Genomic DNA, 18,635 nt, shown 5'->3' with positions numbered 1-18,635 from the left:
GTCTACTTCCTCATGTGATGAATGACATTGGTCACCACACCCAGGATCTCCAGATCAGCACCTTCAGGAATCACAATCGGGGAATAGTTGCAGTTGCAAGGCACCAGGCGGGGAGAGGGGTGTAACTGGAGTTGCTTAACCGTCAGCTCACCATTGAACCCGGCAATCACCGTATCGCCATCGGCTGCATTCAAGGAGCGATCCACCACCAGCAAATCATCCGGGAAAATCCCGGCCTCAATCATCGAATCGCCTTCAGCGCGAACAAAAAACGTAGAGGCTGGACGTTTAACCAGTAGTTGATTCAAGTCAAGCGCCTGCTCCACATAATCCTGAGCCGGAGAAGGAAAACCCGCTGCCACCCGCTCCAGGTAAAGCGGCAAGGGCATTTCCGGGAAATCACCGGACTCACTGACGTAACTGACGCGCATTGAAAAGCCTCCAAAATAGCTGATACTGATATTTATACAGTGCAGCGAGAAGCAGAGACAAATCAACTGAAACATCAGGGATAGGTAAACTTGCACCCAAGAGCCAGCTTTGGTAAAAGAGACAAAAGGATTAAGCCCACACCCCGCAGGATGCGCGTCAAAAAATGACTCCACTTCCTGCAGCGGTAGCGTAATCAGCTGACCTTGATAACATGAAATTAATTTCCAGCTCTGTAATGGGTTGAAGTTGAAAAGCTCGCGAGCTAAATGCTTTTTTGGATGGTGTAGTTGGTGACTAAAGTTCTGGTTAGCTGGATAGGTGCAAACGATATCAGGTCAACTACTGGTGAACAGGTTGGCCCTATTCTTTCGACATTACGTAACGTGCCGTTTGATTCGGTCGAGCTGCTTTATTCTTATCCACAAGAAGAAGTTAAGGCCTATCTTGACTGGTTGAGAGATCAAGTCTCTATCCCCATTCACCCATCAAAAGTAAGTCTGAGTTCGCCAGTGGATTTCGGGCAGATATATCTTGCAGCAAATGAGCACCTGGCAAGAATCACCGCGCAAAATATTGATCTATCCGTTTTGCTAAGTCCGGGCACCCCTGCAATGCAGGCCGTTTGGATACTGTTAGGTAAAACACGCTACCCTTGCCGCTTCTACCAGTCATCACTGGAAAAAGGTGTAGAGCAGGCAACCATCCCCTTTGACCTATCCGCCGAATACATTCCTGCTGCCCAAAGATTGAAAAGTTCAAAAATACATCAGCTATCCAGCGTTACTGCTCCTGTCGATGCAGCTTTTGACCATATCGTTACTCGTAATCCACGAATGCAAGCTTTGAAATCGCAGGCACAAATTTTAGCTGAACGCGAAGTTCCGGTACTGATCTATGGTGAAACGGGAACCGGCAAAGAGCTTTTTGCCAGAGCTATCCACAATGCAAGTGAGCGCTCTAGCAAACCCTTTATTGCAGTGAACTGTGGCGCAATTCCATTGGATTTGGTCGATTCGGTTTTATTTGGCCATAAAAAGGGCGCTTTTACAGGTGCCATCGCTAATAAGCCTGGTGTGTTTCAGGAAGCTGATGGCGGAACACTCTTTTTGGATGAGTTTGGAGAGTTGGATCACAGTGTTCAGGTGAGGCTGTTGCGCGTATTGCAAGAGGGTCGCTTTACTCCAGTTGGAGCCCATAAAGAAGAGATCGTTGATGTCCGGTTGATTACGGCAACCCACCGCAACCTGATGAAGTCGGTGGCTGAAGGGAGCTTTCGTGAAGATCTGTTTTATCGCATAGCAATTGGTGTTTTACATTTACCCCCTATAAGAGCCAGAGAGGGCGACCTGCTTTACCTGGCTGACCGCCTCTTAACCGAACTTGGCAAGCAAGACTCAACCCTGAGTAATAAAAAACTTTCTCCTGATGCAAAGAATATTATTCTCAACCATGCATGGAGAGGCAATGTCAGAGAGCTACAGTCAACCTTATTACGCTCTGCACTCTGGTGTGGAACTGATAACATCACAGCAGAGGATATGCACCAGGCTATTTTTCAGATGCCAGAACAAGGGTCTGACATTCTTAGCAGAGATTTATCTCAAGGTATAGATATTCAAAATATTATTGGCGAGCTAACATCCAATTATATTCGCAGAGCATTAGAACTCTCAGGTCATAATAAAACTCGAGCAGCAGAGCTTCTGGGGCTGAAGAACTATCAAACGCTGAGTAATTGGATGGAAAAATACGACATTTCTTAACTAACAGAAAAACCCGGCATACTCTTCGCTTTGCCACGAACATGGACAGAATACACTTTATGAAATCAGCGAACTTTGAATTCTTGAGACCTGAGAATGAAAGGCTCCTCAATTTTCAACGATCACAACCTGGGATAAAGGCATCCAGCGGATAGGCTGCCCATGACCGACCATAAGAATAGTTATGCAGAGCATATAGAATATTACCAAACCCCCTTCGGCAGACACTTCATCCTGTTATATCCATCTGATTTTAAAGGAATATCATTTTCTGGCACACAAATCGCTATGTAGATAGCATTACTTAAAAACCAAAAGGAAAGCATCAATGTCTCAACTAAAAAAATTCCAGGTCCAGGAAGCTCGTCCATTACCCGTGATTATTCTGGCCGATACCAGTGGCAGCATGTCCGTTGACGGCAAGATTGAAGCTTTAAACCGAGGGCTTAGAGAGATGATCTCGAGCTTCTCTACTGAAAGCCGCGTTCGCGCTGAGATTCAAGTGGAGGTGATTGCATTTGGTGGTAATTCAGCAGAAGTTATTTTGGGACTAACCTCGGCCCACCAGATTGAGGGCATTGGTAACTTAACTGCTGGTGGAATGACGCCGCTGGGAAGCGCTTTAAGGATTGCCAATGAGCTGATCGAAGACAAGAGTCGTATCCCTTCCCGCGCTTACAAGCCAGTCGTGGTGCTGGTTTCTGATGGGCATCCTAATGACGACTGGGAAGGTCCATTCGAGAGTTTTGTCAATGGTGAGCGCACTGCTAAAGCAACACGTTTTGCAATGGCCATTGGCTCAGATGCCGATATGGATACACTGAGTCGTTTTGCCAATGACCCGGAAGCCCCGGTATTTCTAACCGAGAATGCCCGGGATATCCACCGGTTTTTCCGCGCAGTGACCATGAGTGTTAGTGCGAGAAGTCAGTCGGTTAAGCCCAACCAGTCAACTCCCCTGGAAATTCCCGCTGATGATGAAGATTGGGAATTCTGATGAGATTCCAGGTTGTCGGAGCTTCTGTTAAAGGGCCAGCCCACGAGCAAGATTGTCAACCGAACCAGGATGCAGTCGGTTTGGCAAATAACTCCAAAGGTTGTTTTGCTGCAGTTGCGGATGGTTTGGGTAGTAGAAAGCTGAGTCACCTGGGCTCTCAGAGAGCAGTGAAAATTGCTCATAATATTCTGAAGAACAGGTCCATAGTTGATGCTTCGGCTATGCCAGCACGGCTTAGTCGTGCCTGGCGTCACTCATTCAAAAACGACTTTAATGACTATGAAACCACTTGTCTCTGGGCAAAAGTTAATGCCAGTGGAAAAGGGGGCGTAGGTCAGGTCGGTGATGGTCTGGTTTTGCTTAGGCAGAGTGGCCGCTTCAGTGTTTTAACAACACAAAAAGATAGCTTTGGTAACCAGACAACGACCCTCTCGCAAACTGAATCTCTGACCAGTGACACGGCAGACATACAGCTAACACTGCCGGGCGATGGTGTTTTGCTGATGACGGACGGGATCTCAGATGACTTAATACCCGAGCAACTGGAAGCCTTCTTCGATACGATTTACAACCACCAAAAGCGCTGCAGTAAACGACGAATGAAGCGGTGGCTTCAAGCAGAATTGAAGAACTGGTCGACTCCACGCCACGGTGACGACAAGACCATCGCGAGCATTTTAAAAATGGATTAATGCTATGACGACAGAAAAAAAGAACTCACCCCGTTTTGTAACCGATGTAAAAGGAAGCCGCTATCAATTGATCGTTGATCCTAAGATGAAAAGAGGTGGGCAGGGAGTCGTTTACAGAACAGATCATCCGCAAGTGCTGGTTAAAGGGTTTACGAATAAAGATAAAACAGCAGCAACCAGGTGGCGAGAGCATATTGAATGGTTAATCCGCCAGGATTTGTCGAACCTGAAACTTGCGCGCCCCTTAATTCTTTTACAGCCTCCCCGCAATGGCTATGTGATGGAGTTGATGGATGGCCTGGTTTCCCTGGAAGGCCTTTTCGAAAGTTTTGTTGAGGCGGGTGATGAGGCCCCGGCAGACTACATCAAGCAAGGCGGCCTGCGTAGGCGAATACGAATTTTGTGTCAGTTGGCAAGAACTCTGAACCAACTTCATGCGCGCGGCTTTCTTTATGGAGATCTTTCTCCTGCAAATATCTTCGTATCTGATGACCCTGAGCACGCGGAAACCTGGTTGATTGACTGCGATAACATCAGCCTGGAGGCTCATTGTGGCCTTAGTTTGCATACTGCGGATTATGGTGCGCCTGAAGTTGTTCGAGGCGAGTCGCTGCTTTCAAGCCTGACGGATTGCTGGAGTTTTGCAGTCATTGCCTATCAACTTTTGACCCACAACCATCCACTTAAAGGTGATTTGGTCAACGACGGGGAGCCTGAGGATGAAGAGGCAGCCTTACGCGGTGAGCTTGCATGGATCAATGATACAGGTGACTGCGATAACGAGTGCACAGCTAACCTTCCTATTCAATTGATTGAACACAGCAAGCTTCCAGAGCTATTTAACCGTTGTTTTAGTACTGGCAAGAACAGCTCCGTCGAACGCCCTTCCATTGCTGAGTGGCTGGAAGCCTTGACTGAAATTGATGAACGACTGGTTTTATGCCATGAGTGTGGCGCTCACAGCCTGCTGCCCAGTGATTTCAGTGACGACTCAGAAGGTGAGTGTTTCTTTTGTGAATCGCCCCTGGACGATCAGTTAGTGCTCTTTGAGGAATTTATATTCCTTCCTCAAGAAGAAAGCGCAGATGACCCAAAAATTGATGACTGGATTGCTACGGGTAGAAAGGTTGTTTTACAGCCTGGTGAGACCTGTGAACTTAAGCGTTTAATGCCTTCCTACAGCTATGATCGCTGGCCTGAAGATCATTTAAAGGTTGAATACACTGAGCACGGCTTAAGGATCCACCCCCTTACTGGCGGTGTGCTTCACTTGCAACGGGAAAAAATAGTTAAGCCCCTGGTGCGCTACCAGGGATTAAAAGAAAACCTTCGAAACAAACATGATGCCCCCTACTGGGTACATATCGGCGATATGAAAGAGCAGCATCTTGTTTGGCAATTCAGGTGGTAAAAATGGAACTTAAAGACTTTCCGCTATTTTCTGAAGACCTGATTACACTGACCTCTGAAGACGACTTAAGCTCTTTAATAGCTAATAATGCAGTCCATATCCAAGCCTATGAAGAGCATTGGATTCTGCAGCAAGGCGATACAAGAGTCGTGGTTGAATGTAATCCCACAGATAGTGTCAATCTTGAGCGACTGGTGCTTAGAGATCAAACCCGCTGGGTGTTGGCTACAAAAAAGAAGAAACAGTTATTTGTACAATACTGTATGCCAGTAGAGGTTCAAGATTACAGTTTAGACATTGGCATAGATGAGCTGATTGCTGATGACCTCTATAGTAAACACGAGATTAAAGATAAAGAAATGGATCTGGCCTGTGCCTGGCTGGAAGAGCATTTTCTGGTTCATTCAGATGCTGAGACCTGGCTAACAATTGCCAGGTTCAGTAATCGTTCAGTTAATGGAAGCTTTCAACTACTGGGCAAGGGCTGGAGAGCTGATGTAGAGCCTCGTGATGACCAAACTTACCAGGTAAAAAGAATTACGCGTCACGTTAAAAAAGACACAGGCTTTTCTTTGCTGGTAGGAAGCTTTGCTTTTGTAGATGCCAGTGTTGCTACTGTGCTCAATAGCGGAACCCAGAAGGCGTTATTAGAAGCTGCATTACGAGACAATGCAAGTTACCTGGAGCTATGGAATTTATATAACGATAAAGAGTGGCAGCGTGCTCTTGATGAGGCTGAAGGGCTCAGGTCACTTAAATTTATAAGCTGCACAGCCTTTGAAGAAGGCAGAGAGAATGCCTGGCGTCTAACCCCCCGAACCCAGGAGGATTATCAAGAGTTTCGTCAGCGCTGGAAGGGGCTCGATCTCCGAGCTGACCAGCAGGTGGATATCAATACTAATCCGCCAGACTGGGCAGAAGAACTGACAACGGAAGACTCAAACACAGCCCAGACAGATAACCACCGTGGAACCATTTCTTTTGAGAAAGAATCCGTGGTGTTTCGCTCTGCATCAAATGGCTCTAGCCCACCTGAGGCAGGCTGGCTCTATCTGTCGCTGGCTGGGAACAGAACGGTTGGTAAGCGCAGGTTGTCAGCAAAACAGGCCATTGACACAGGGAAGCGTCTGCCCCAGTTGAAGTGGTTGCTGGAAGGCGTGGCGGTTCCAGAAGCAAGAAGGCGGCGTATTAACGGGATAACACCCTATGCCAGGGAAACCTTCAAAGGTGGCAAGCCGACAGAAATGCAAAAGCTGGCTTTGGAAACGGCTCTTAATACTCCTGACCTGAGCATTGTTATCGGACCGCCGGGAACAGGTAAAACCCAGGTTATAGCTGCCCTACAGAGAAGGCTGGCTGAGGAGTCAACAAATCAGATTCTTTCCAGGCAAGTGCTGGTGAGCAGTTATCAACATGATGCGGTTGATAACGCCCTGGAGCGTAGTGATGTGCTGGGCCTTCCCGGTGCACGAGTAGGTGGCAAGGGTGGTGCAGAAAAAGATCAAAAGCTCATTGACCCTTGGGTGGAGAATCTCAAGTCACACCTGGAGGGTAAGGTAGAAGCTGAATATAAAAAGTATCCTGAACTGCAACTGATCAGAGGTTTATCTGAAAAGCTGGCGTTAATGAGAATTGCAGGATTTGAACCTGAGCGCATGGCTGATGAGCTGGACAAGCTTCTGCAAGCAATTCCGGAGTTGATGAGTTATGGACTGATTATCCCACCCAACCTTGAGAACGAGCTTGAAGATTACATTGAGTTCCTTCGTCACTCTGATTACACAGCACAAAAAAAAGGTCGCGAAGATCCAGCTCTGCTACGCCAAATTCGTGCCTTGCGAACAACCAATGCTTCTTTTCTGGATGATGGTTCTGACCGCGCCTGGGATCTTCTGCGTCGATTGAAAAGAAGTAACACAAGAATTGATCCTGAACTGAGCCAGTTGCTGGAGAAAGCAGCAGCTAGTGATCAACTGGATAAAGAGGTTCTGGAGCAACTGACAGAATGTAAAACCAGACTTCTGGATCAATTCTTACCGGATTATCGCCCACCTGAGTTGCGATTGAAAATTGATTCTCGTGGTCTGGATTTGTTGAGCCGCCTTGAACAACTGATTGAGAAGAAGGTTTCCGAACGCAAACAGGGAGTTGCCTGGGCGCTTGAACAGTTAGCTGAAAGTCTGGAAATGGATCGACCTGCTGCCCAGGCTGTTGTTGATGAGTACTCAATGGTTGTAGGTGCAACCTGTCAACAGGCTGCTGGAAAGCCGATGGCGAGCCTGAAAGCTGTTACCGATTTGAATGGCTCGGAGATTGAGTTCGACACAGTCATTGTTGATGAGGCTGCTCGTGCAAATCCACTGGATTTATTTGTACCCATGTCCATGGCCAGACGGAGAATTATTCTAGTAGGTGATGATCGCCAGTTACCTCATATGCTTGAGCCTGATATAGAGGGAGACTTGCAAGAGGAGCAGGATCTGACTGAGCAGCAATTAGAAGCTTTTCGATCCAGTTTGTTTGAGCGGTTACGCATCAAGCTTCAAGACTTGGAGAAAAAAGATGCAATTCCTAGAGTCGTTATGTTGGATAAACAGTTCCGAATGCACCCGGTGCTGGGTGACTTTATCAGTGAACACTTCTATGAGGCAGTGGATTTGCCCAAGTTAAATTCTGGTCGTGAAAAAGAAGACTTTGCGTTTTCTCCAGTTTTTTTGAGCGGGATGAAAGAGCTAAGCCAGCACTATCAGGACAAGGTTTGTCAGTGGATTGATGTACCAGCCGATGCGGGAAAAGAAAGCAAACAGGGTACCAGCCTGATAAGAAATGCTGAAGCGGAAAAGGTAGCTGAAGAAGTCAAGCGGCTTTTAGAAGCGGGCGGTGAGAGCCTATCTGTTGGGGTGATTACTTTTTATGCCGCACAACGCGACCTGATTATGGAAAAGCTGGCCTCAACGCAGATTAAAGGAGCCCCTCTTATGGAAAAACAAGAGAATGGCTATGAGCCACATGACGACTTTAAATGGGCCAGAAAGATAAGTACTGATGGCTCCGTTAGCCTGGAAGAAAGGCTGCGAGTTGGCTCTGTCGATGCTTTTCAAGGTAAAGAATTTGATGTGGTTCTTTTATCCTGTGTCAGAACAAGTAAGCGAATAAAAATGCCGGCAACTGAACCAAAAGAGCGGGAAAAGCAGCTGAACTGGCAATTTGGATTTTTGCGGTTGCCCAATCGTATGAATGTGGCGATGAGTCGACAAAGACAAATGCTGATCTGTGTGGGGGACGCTGCACTGGCAAGTGGATCTGATGCGGAGGAAGCAGTTCCCGCCTTGGCAGCTTTTTATGAACTCTGCGGAGGTGAGTATGGCAGCCGTCGCTAATAGCAATACTTACCTTGATTTCTCCAGGACCCCTGGAAAAAACTCTAAACCCGTGCTTTGGCCTGTGCGAATACACAGGGTTCTGTATCCTGAACCTCGACAACCTCAGCTCAACCTTTTCCAAAGAGCAGTTTTAGGGTTGGTTCGTGCAGGTCAAGACAGGCAGGACATCATTGCTGAACTAACGGGCCTGCATCCAGAGTTGATCACCTTGATTATGGCTCAAGGTGTCAGTAATGGCTGGCTGGATTCGACAGCCAGTGAGCTTACTGTAAAAGGAAGCCGGTTACTTGATGATGAAGAAGATGATCTCGTTAATCTTAAAGCAGGCTTTTTGCTTCAGGATGCAGTAACGGGTAACTACTGGCCCCGAATGGTCACTAAACTTGAGCAGATTGAGCCGATAGATCCACAAGCCCAATTTCCAGAGTTTGCTTCTGAACGTAAAACCGGCTGGAAACTCAAGCCATTCCTGGTTAAAAGGACTAAGAAAGAGCTTCCTGTTTTGAGTAGTGAGCTGTTAAATCGAGCTTACCGAGACTATCGAAAAGATTACCGTGCAAACCAGAAAATTGGGGGGCAGATCCAGGAAACTCAGCGCGTTCGGTTGCAGGGTGTACAGCGTCTTGATGCATCTCCCGAAGCTGCTCAAATTATCTTGTGGATTACAAAAGCAGAACATGGCGATGAGCCCTTGGCGATACAAGATCCTTTTGAGCTTAGAAAAAATGCCTGGTGGTTACTGAAAGACTTTAAGCAGAAATTGGGCGAAGATCACAACCTTCGTCGATATATGGCTGACCTGATCGATATTCCTGATGTGGCTTCTCTGTCAAATGAAGAATGGTTAAAAGCGATTGAGAATAAAGCGGAGTTTGATTTGCTTATTGAACATTCATGGGTTGAGCGTCAACCAGATATACGAAGATATTTTTCTACCCTTCTAAAATGGCGAGAGAAAATTGAGCAGGGTAGTAACGATGATGCGGACTTAGAGGCTGCTATAGGCGACTGCCAAAAGTTGCTTGAAGTTGTCATGCAGTGGTTGATTAAGACTTATCCCGTTGATGATGGACAGACTCCATCCCAAAAGCACTTTAGTCGAGATCTTAACCTCAAACTTCTTGAAGCCTTAAAAATTCCTTCTTTTACAGATAACAGTATTAACTTACTGGCAAGGCAGCCTTTAAAGCAGGTTATAGGTGCCTGTAAAAACCCAACAAGCTCTCTGAAAGCTCTAGTCTTTGCGGCTGCAATGGGTGTGATTGCCAAACCTGATCACCCGCTAATGGTTCTGACGAGTCATGAGCTGGATATCGATAAATTAATAGAGTTAGCAAATTTACGTAATGAAAGTAGTCACGGAAGAAGCAGTTTTGTAAATAAAAAACAGACCAATCTCACTGAAGAGATAGTGCTGGAAAATATTGATTTTTCTTTAAATTTTACAACTTGTTTTAAGGAATGGATGTAATGGGAAAAACAAATGGAAACAAACCTAATCAAAAACTCGTGCCCATGTGGAAATCTTCCTTTCAGAATGCCTCTAAAGTTTATCAGGCGAATAAAAAAGACTTGGAGATAGCCTTCGATGAGGAATGGTTGCAAAAAGTTCTGGAAGCTCTGCAACGAACAGATGAAAGTAGTGCAGTTGCGCGTTGGATAGAGCGCTTTGCTGATGTATGTAAAGAACTGGGCAAATATCAGGAAAAGCTGGATGAAGAGGTCTCTAACCGCTGGGAGCAGGCTAATAACCTGGGGCTAGAGAATGAAAGTGAAAAAGAGCAGCTTTCCGAAGAGCGAGCGAAGCTAGAAGCTGAGAGGGGTTCCCTTGATCAACAAGGTGCTGAGCTGGAAACGCGTGAGCTTGAGCTGGCGAAACAAAAAAATGAACTCCTTGATAAAGAGCGGCTGCTTAAAACGCGTGAGTTTAATGCAGAGTCTGGATTTGCTCTCCAGAATGAACAAGCTCTCAAGCAGATGGAAGCCAAACAGAAGGAGCTCACAGAGCAGCAGGAAGCCAGCTTGGAAGAGCTACAGGACCAGAAGCGCGACCTAATGGAAGAAATCAGGAAAGCCGAACAAAAGCTGGCCAGCGCTAAAGTCAGTTATTCTGAAGCTGAATTGGATCGAGTCAGTCAACTCGATGAACAAGAAGCTAAGCTAAGGGAAGAAAAAGCCAGTCTAAGCAAAAAACGCACTCGTCTTGATATGGAGTGGGGTGATCTTAACTTTGAAAAAGAAGCTCTGAAAGAGACGCTGGCTAATGAAATGGAGAAGGAGCGCGAAGCTCATAAAACAGATCTTGCCAAGATCACGAGCCAGCGTAATAAAGCCTGGGAGACGGTACAGGCACTCAGAGAACAGTTATTCGAATCGCAAGAGCTCACCAATATTATTGGTGAACAAACCCCTGGTGAGTTCATTGAGAGCAATGAAAGTCTTAAGAATGAGAACAGAGAACTTAAGCGCAAACTTGAGGATTCGGATACGGCTGAATTGGAAAGTGAAAATGAGCATCTTCGCCAGAGAAACGCAGACCTGGAGCGAGACATCAACGATCTGCGCCCTAAACTAGATCAGGCTAGTCGAGAGCTTAGCTTGAACAGGGTGGCAGCCACAGAGCAAGAGTCCATTGCGCGTGAAAAGCGCGTTTTGGAATCACACAAAAATACTTTATCTGTTCATATTGATGACCTGGAAAGCAGAATTGACCAACTGACCAATGCTCACAAGGCAAACACTGCCTTTCCCGCCATGTCTCAAATGGATTCTGAGAAGGCATTTCAAGCGACTATTGAGCTGGAGCATGTTCCTAAGCTGGAAGATTTTGCTAAACAGCTTCGGCACCGGATCGCTCGAGCCGAAACATCTGTTGAGCTTTATTACCCCCTGGAAGATATCCGTGTTCTTATTGCTGGCTTAGCAATGAGTAAGCTGCATGTATTTCAGGGTATCAGCGGCACAGGTAAAACCAGTTTAGCCAAAGCCTTTGCCAAAGCCATGGGTGGCTTCTGTACTGATATTGCAGTACAAGCGGGTTGGCGAGATCGTGATGACTTGCTGGGTCATTTTAACGCTTTTGAACGAAAGTTTTATGAGAAAGACTGCCTTCAAGCGCTGTATAGGGCGCAAACTCCGCGTTGGTCAGATACCTGTAATGTCGTCCTTTTGGATGAGATGAACTTGTCACGCCCAGAGCAATACTTTTCCGAGTTCCTTTCCGCACTTGAGAAGAATGATCCTCGTGAACGCTTGATCAGCCTATCTGAGACGGCTTTGCCAGGCGCACCAAAAATGTTAATTGAAGGACGTCAGATTATCGTTCCAGACAATGTCTGGTTTATTGGTACCGCGAACCATGATGAAACGACCAACGAGCTGGCAGATAAAACCTATGATCGTTCTCATGTGATGACCCTACCAAAACAAGATCACCGATTTGACCCTAAAGACTATGTACCTAAGCAGTTTTCATTCAGATCTCTTCAAAGAGCATTTGATAAGGCTTGTGAAGAGAACAAATCAAGCGTGCAAGGCTTGTTGGATGAGCTGGCAGGTAGCTCATTTACAGAGCATCTAGAGAGTGACTTTGGGTTGGGCTGGGGTAATCGATTTGAGAAGCAAGCTTTACGCTTTATGCCTGTAATGCTGGAGACAGGGGCAACTATAAGTGATGCGCTAGACCATTTGTTAGCTACCCGAATAATGCGACAAGGCAAAGTGACGGGGCGCTTTGATGTGGCTCAAGATGATGTCACATCCTTGTTAGAGAAGCTGGAAGGTTTTTGGAATCATGCAAACCTTGAGGGCCTTCCTGAAAAGTCAATTGATCTTCTTGAAAAAGATATAAAGCGTAAAGAGAGCGGCTTTTAATGTGGACCGATCGATTAACAGGGGGTGTCCTGAAGGAGCTCCCTGAACCGATAAAGCCAGGGCGGTATATCGAAAACAGAACTGCTTCACTTCTGGTAGGCAATGGCAGTAAAAGCTGCCTTGTTGAAGCCAGACGCTATCCAGTTGAGTTGCCACATAAATCCTTAGAGCAAAAGGCTGCGTTATTCGAACGAATACTTGAGACGCTGGATACTGACTCTGATGTTTCAGATGACTTACCTTCGCCCTTGATGCCTGAAGAGATTGTCAACGATGACAGTGATCTGAATTCGTTTGAAGAGGAACTAATCAGCGTTATTAAAGCAGGTCATCTTCAGCAAATTTCCAAGAGGCCAAGGTTAGATTTGCGTTATGAAGATGAAGTGACCGATGTGGCGAGAGCCAAACGAATGGCAAAAGGTGCTTTAGTGCACCTTGCATCTCACTCCGAATGCTGGCAGCGCCAGACCTTGTCAGGCGTTGTTCCCAAGCGCATCAAAGCTCGGTTCAGTGAAGATGACTACAATACTTATGAAAACCTGGTTTATGCCCGCTTACTTGATAAGGTTGAGCAGTATCTCAATTGGCGTATAGCCACCCTTAGGCAGTTAACGTCAGTGATCAGTGAGGCTTTGGGTTTTTATGGGGAGACGACCCTCAGCCACCGGTTAACAAAAGAAATATGTCGGCTTTGGGGGCAAACTTTCAATGAGGATGCAACTAATAAGGCCACTGAACAGCTTAAAGAGACACTGAAGCGCTTAGAGAGCTGCTTGGGCGTGATTCAGGGCTTAAAGCAAAATGGCCTGTATCTTCATGTGAATCGTTATGCTCAGGTTGAAGGTGGTATTCACCTGACTAACATTCTCAGCCATGATCAGCACTACCGTCACTTGCCAATTTTATGGAAGGAATTGCGAAGTGTCGCTGGCGGCAAACAGGCATCTCCTGAAGAGAGAGAAACTCGCAATGGAAGGCTTCATAAAGCCTACTCTCGCTATGCTGGCTTGGTACTTCGGCACGCCTTACTTCCCTATATAAATAGTGGTTACAGTGCTGACTGGGCTGGCAAGCATCTAGAGCTCAGGCAAGAGGGGTTAGATTGGAAGTTGCTATTGAGATCACCTGGTGATAAGGGTGAGCGTGTTTTGCTGCAAGTTGTTCCCTGGCTGGGGTTTGTACCGCGACCTGAAGAAATTTCTCAACAGCAGCCAGGTGACAGTCCCCTTTATATTGCATGGCCAAACCTGGATGAGGATTTCAGCGACAGCGCAGAGCAGCCCACGAATGATTGCTGGATACCGCTTTCTCCTTTTGACCTCTATGCTGTAGAGAGGTTTGGCCGTGTGATCGACCAATTACTGCAGTATGAGTTGGCTAAGCAATATGGTCAGCCCCTCAGCAAAATCCCCAACAAGCCTCTTCAAGTAGCTGAGTCAATCAAAGCCGTAAGTGCTGATCAGGAAAGGCACGAGATGCGTGTGCTTGAAGCCTTGCAAGCAGAAGACTTGTCAAAACTTGAAAAGGCACTCCTGGATGAAAATGCTGAAGAGCAAGCCAGGCAACTCAGTCAACAAAATAATAATATTGTCCAGCTTCAGGTCTGTCCTGTTTGCTCAGCACTAACTCAATTAGTGCACCAGTCTCCAAATAGCTTTCGTATTCGCTGCCGCTTATGCAGGACTGACCGATATTTAATTGAGCAATCCAGAGGCAAGAAGCTGCAACAGAAACTTGAGGGAAGTAGTGAGTTTAAGATAGTAGGGCGAAGAGGATTCGAGGTTGATGTATAGTTTGCCTCAGTAACCTGCAGTAGGCTTTCTGAAAGCTGCCCTAGTGTTCCGTTTGTTTAATTCGATAACTTTACGTTAATAGCACTGTTCTTTGCCTTGGCCACCGAAGTCATGATGGATTCAGCCGTTTTAGTCCAGCAAAATGGTTTGGCAAGCTCTTTATTATGAACCTTAATGTAATTGCGAAGTGCCTTTTCTAAATCACCTACACTGCTGAAAACACCGCGATACAGTGCCCGACGTTCAAGCTGTCCAAACCAGCTTTCGACGGTATTCAGCCATGAAGCACTGGTGGGGGTGAAATGAAGCTGGAAGCGTGGATGCTCTTTCAGCCATGTTTTCATTTCAGGCGTTTTGTGAGTCGAGCTGTTATCCAAAATGATGTGCAGATCCTGATCTTTCGGTGTGTTGCGTTCGATCTGGCGTAAAAATTCAATGAACTCTTTGGCTCTATGGCGCTTGGTCACCCTGCCTATCACTTGCCCAGTCAAAACGTTCAGTGCAGCATAAAGGCTTGTTGTACCGTGCCGCTTGTAATCATGGGTCTGGCGCTCAATCTGCCCCGGTCTCAGTTGAAGGTTGGGCTGGGTTCTGTCCAGTGCCTGAATTTGCGTTTTTTCATCAATCGAGAGAACAAAGAAGTCATTATAGGGCATCGCACACACCCTGCGGAAATACAGATAGTTCGAGATGTGATTCTAAGTGAGGGTTTAAGCTTTCCTCTCTTTGAAACCTTCTTGCACAAGAATCGCTTTGAGGTTGGACAAAGCAGGGTAAAAAACTACCCTGCGATTTAGTTTATCAGTTCAGAACCCAAAGCTCATTTTCTTGCCTTGCCTGCCCCAGGGCTTCCAGTGCTTGAAGCACTTGTTCCACTGATTTGGTTGGCTTGCGTTTGAAGTTGCTGGCCAGGGCTTCGGTGGTCTGGGGTGCGGTGGCGAGTAGCTGGCGCACGGTGGTGACTTGTTCTGCCATGCCTTTGGGCCATGTCTGTTTGCTGGCGGTTTCGGCTTTTGCGGCAGGTGCGGCTTCTGCCTGGGTGGTATCCAGTTGGATGGTGTCTTGCTGTTCATCCGGTGCTTGGTATTCAGGGCGAAGCCAGCGGATTTTGCCCTGGGCTTCTTCTGCGGCGCGTTGGTGGTTGAGTTCGACCAGGCGCATGAGCAGTTCTTCTTCGGCTTCAGCCTGAGCTTCTGGTTTATCAGGTAGTGGAGTGGTGGCACCTGGCAGGCCGACCAGTTTTTCACCCAGGTCTTCCCAGCTGTAGGCGACAAAGACTTCCCGATCCAGTTCATCGTGCAGTTCACGCAAAAGAGAAACCAGCCCTTGTTCGTGGGTGGTTTTTTCCTTGGCGGTCAGGGGTTCTTCCAGCCGAAGTTTTTCCAGCACATTGTACATATTGGTCAGCGTCAGATCGGGGTGCTGCTCCTGCTGGCGCTTGCGGTGTTGGTCGATTTTTTCTGCCAACTCACCGATTCTGATGGCTTGTTCTGGTGTGGTTTCAGGAAAAGGGAAGGCTTCAAAGCAATCATTTTTATTATAAACAGGCCTGTCTTCTAAGGTTGCGCCAGCTACAATTGCCCATAACATGTGGATCTTGCTGGAGAGGACACCAAGCCAACAGCTATCTTCAAGTGCAATAGCAATAAGTTTGTCATCAGGGAGTATTTCTGAACTAAGATAAGTGAAGAGTCTATGTTTCGCGGTTTGTATTGTAGCTATATAGCAAGTTAAGTTCTGGATTGAGGCGCGCAATCGTGGCTGATTTTCTGCAAATAGCCACCAGTTTTCACGCCTGGATTTACGTGTGTTTTGGTCACGCGCAGGTTTGACTCTGTCGAAGAGCCATTGCCAAGAGTCAGGGTGTTCAGATCGAAGCGTATTTTGATCAAGCCCATAGGTATCAATGATATAGATGTTTCTAGGTTTTGCAGCAATATCTCTGCCATTGCGGTAGGGTCGAATTAGTGTGCCGTTATCAAGCTGCTTTCCTTGCTTCCAGTCAACAAGAAAGCCCTCGCCGTGGGGAATCATTCCTCTATTACTAATCAATGAATTGGATAGTAAACCGTTACAGCTACTAATATCAGCACCAATAGAAAGGTCAGAAAACAACCTGCCTTGCACTTTTTTTAGTAGAACGGTTTTGCTGCCATCCTCTGCATCCTGTTCATTAGTGACAACAGTTAGAGTCCCAGAAGTATTGCCGGGCATCGCCGTTGTCATTGAAATGCGAACTGCCGCGCCATCATTTCCATCCACCCAGGGGTGATCGGGAATGGCAAAGACCAGTGAAAGCGGTTTTTTGCTGTCATTCAGGTGGGGTTCCAGCACACGGCGGTTAAAGGTTTGTTTGATGCTGTTGGTGGTGATAAAACCAAACTGTTTGGCTTCGCCGTGGCTTACTTCTAGCGCAGCCAGTTGCCACCAGTACATAACAAAATCAGCGGATTCCGGTACTTCCCCTTTATAGACTTTCCTCACGGCTTCAACATAGCCATCTCCCAGGGCAGTTCTGAGCCTTTTGTTACCAATAAACGGCGGGTTGCCCACGATGTAATCGGCCTGGGGCCATTCGGCTTTGTGCGGGTTGTGGTAGTGGTAAACGGTGGTGCGCTGGGCTTCGTCGGGTATCAGTTCGCCGGTGGTGGGGCTGGTTTTGTAGCTGATGCCATCCCAGATGGTGACGGGCTGGCCCTGTTCATCCAGCTGGGGCTCCTTGCTGTCATATTCGATCAGGGCATCGCGACATTCAATGTTCTTGAAGTCACGCAGGATGGGTTCGGGTAAATCCAGCTTGCCGTGAATGCGGTAGTGCCATTGCAGGTAACCAATCCAGAGTACCATTTCGGCAATGGCGGCGGCACGGGGGTTGATTTCCAGCCCCAGGAATTGGTGAGGGTCGACGGTGAAGCCCTGGGCTTGCATTCCCACTTGCCCCTGGCTGAGATCACTGATCAGGTTGAGGACTTCACCTTCCAGCCGCTTCATGTGTTCCAGGGCAACATAGAGGAAGTTGGCACTGCCACAGGCGGGGTCCAGCACCTTGGTTTCGCAAAGCTGGTGGTGAAACTTCTGCAGTTCTTCCAGTGCTTTGCTGTCTTTGCCCTGTTGGATCAGGTTTTGCGCGACCACCTGGACGGTCTGCCACTCTTCCCGCAAGGGGGCGATCAGCGTGGGCATGACCAGGCGTTCGACATAGGCGCGGGGCGTGTAGTGGGCCCCCAGCTTGTGTCTTTCTCTGGGGTCCAGTGCGCGTTCCAGCAGCGTGCCGAAAATGGCCGGTTCCACAAAACGCCAGTCGGCCTTGGCGGTATCGATGAGTAACTGGATCTGATCGGGCTTCAAGGGAATGGGGTTGATGTTCTTGAACAGACCGCCGTTGAACTTCTTGATCTTCTTTTTGAGCAGGCCGGTGAAGCGGCCTTCGTTCATGCTTTCCCAGAGTTCCTGCAGGGAATCCATAAAGGCATCGGGTTCTTCCTTCAGTTCTTCCAGCAGGCGGGTGAAGCTGTCTTTGGGCAGCAGCTCGACATCCTGACTGAACATGGTGAAGAGGCTGCGCTTGAGGAAGTGGGCAACCCGTTCCACTTCGTAGCCATCCTGTTCCAGCGATTTGGCAAGGGTGGCGAGCTTGTCGCTGACTTTGCGCGTGACCTGGGCGGCGTGTTTGCTGGGGTCCAGGTGGTCGGGGTAAAGCCAGAGGGTTTGCAGACGCTTCTGGATTTCGGGCTGGCGCAGGTCTTCCAGTTTGATGCGGTGGTGTCCGGGATCGGGAAAGGGCACATAGGTGCTGCCGGTGCGGGTGAATTCTGAATACAGCTCCAGGGTGCGCCCGACATCTGTGACGACGATGAACGGCGGTTTGCCTTCGTCGGCTGGCAGGGCACGAACATAGCGGTCGGCCTGGTTGTGGGCTGCCAGCATGGCTTTATCCCAGCCCTGGGTTTCCAGTGCCTTGCCGGTTTGCTTGGCTTCCATGACGAAGCAGCCACGGCGGTAAAGATCAATGTAGCCTTTGTTGGTGCTGCCATCGGGGTTGTTGATTTCAACCCGGCGCTCTAGCACATAGGCGTTGTCTTCCTGAGTGTCTGAGGCGGGATCCGGCGTGGGCAGACCGAGTAGCTGGCAGAGTTCGGTGATGAACGGGGGGAAGTTGGCTTGCTCGGTGCCGGTGGCTGATTTCCAGCGTTCTAGGAATTCGTTGACTTGCTCAGTGCTGGGTAATGGTGGCAGTTGATCCGTGTTTGCACTCATGTGCTGTGGCTTCCTATATCCGATTCGTTTTGGA

General features: G+C 47.8%; 10 protein-coding genes and 1 pseudogene. 8 read left to right on the top strand and 3 right to left on the bottom strand.

Translation table 11 applies throughout. The annotated features are described in order from the left end of the window. Window positions 1-2: 2 nt before the first annotated feature. Window positions 3-431, bottom strand: coding sequence for a translesion error-prone DNA polymerase V autoproteolytic subunit (umuD, locus tag BP27_RS0109600; RefSeq protein ID WP_027851371.1), 429 nt, complete (start codon window positions 429-431; stop codon window positions 3-5). Between the two features lie 291 nt (window positions 432-722). Here umuD and BP27_RS0109595 point away from each other — a divergent pair, with 291 nt between their 5' ends. The 8 genes from BP27_RS0109595 to BP27_RS0109560 all read left to right on the top strand — a co-directional run bounded on the left by BP27_RS0109595 (window position 723) and on the right by BP27_RS0109560 (window position 14,344). Continuing rightward, window positions 723-2,195, top strand: coding sequence for a sigma-54 interaction domain-containing protein (locus tag BP27_RS0109595; protein WP_036239984.1), 1,473 nt, complete (start codon window positions 723-725; stop codon window positions 2,193-2,195). A 328-nt stretch (window positions 2,196-2,523) separates the two neighbouring features. Beyond that, window positions 2,524-3,192 carry a vWA domain-containing protein gene (locus BP27_RS0109590; RefSeq protein ID WP_027851369.1) on the top strand — a complete coding sequence of 223 codons (669 nt, stop codon included), beginning with the start codon at window positions 2,524-2,526 and terminating at the stop codon, window positions 3,190-3,192. Then, on the top strand, window positions 3,192-3,884 hold the full coding sequence (locus tag BP27_RS0109585; protein WP_027851368.1) for a PP2C family serine/threonine-protein phosphatase: 693 nt from the start codon (window positions 3,192-3,194) through the stop codon (window positions 3,882-3,884). The genes BP27_RS0109590 and BP27_RS0109585 overlap by 1 nt, the downstream gene beginning before the upstream one ends. A 4-nt stretch (window positions 3,885-3,888) precedes the next feature. Beyond that, entirely contained in the window at window positions 3,889-5,295 is a 1,407-nt protein-coding gene (locus BP27_RS0109580) for a serine/threonine protein kinase (protein WP_036239982.1), read from the top strand. Between the two features lie 2 nt (window positions 5,296-5,297). Continuing rightward, window positions 5,298-8,675 carry a DEAD/DEAH box helicase gene (locus BP27_RS0109575; protein ID WP_027851366.1) on the top strand — a complete coding sequence of 1,126 codons (3,378 nt, stop codon included), beginning with the start codon at window positions 5,298-5,300 and terminating at the stop codon, window positions 8,673-8,675. After that, the gene (locus tag BP27_RS0109570) at window positions 8,659-10,149 is read left to right on the top strand and encodes a hypothetical protein (RefSeq protein WP_027851365.1); all 1,491 of its coding nucleotides are present in this window, start codon (window positions 8,659-8,661) and stop codon (window positions 10,147-10,149) included. Before BP27_RS0109575 ends, BP27_RS0109570 begins: the two co-directional genes overlap by 17 nt. Beyond that, complete coding sequence (locus tag BP27_RS15870; RefSeq protein WP_084324571.1) at window positions 10,149-12,551, top strand: AAA family ATPase; 2,403 nt, start codon at window positions 10,149-10,151, stop codon at window positions 12,549-12,551. The genes BP27_RS0109570 and BP27_RS15870 overlap by 1 nt, the downstream gene beginning before the upstream one ends. Next, complete coding sequence (locus BP27_RS0109560) at window positions 12,551-14,344, top strand: hypothetical protein (protein ID WP_027851364.1); 1,794 nt, start codon at window positions 12,551-12,553, stop codon at window positions 14,342-14,344. The genes BP27_RS15870 and BP27_RS0109560 overlap by 1 nt, the downstream gene beginning before the upstream one ends. Window positions 14,345-14,400: 56 nt before the next feature. On the opposite strand, the pseudogene BP27_RS15865 reads toward BP27_RS0109560, so the two are convergent. Next, a pseudogene (locus tag BP27_RS15865) lies at window positions 14,401-14,997 on the bottom strand (IS630 family transposase); the annotation flags it as partial. Between the two features lie 148 nt (window positions 14,998-15,145). Then, window positions 15,146-18,601 carry a class I SAM-dependent DNA methyltransferase gene (locus BP27_RS0109550; RefSeq protein WP_027851363.1) on the bottom strand — a complete coding sequence of 1,152 codons (3,456 nt, stop codon included), beginning with the start codon at window positions 18,599-18,601 and terminating at the stop codon, window positions 15,146-15,148. Window positions 18,602-18,635 lie beyond the last annotated feature (34 nt).

Origin of the sequence: Marinospirillum insulare DSM 21763, assembly GCF_000686905.1 — a bacterium.
Taxonomy (GTDB): domain Bacteria; phylum Pseudomonadota; class Gammaproteobacteria; order Pseudomonadales; family Halomonadaceae; genus Marinospirillum; species Marinospirillum insulare.
Note: the sequence above shows the minus strand (reverse complement) of the source record. Positions and strands in the feature narration are given on the sequence as shown.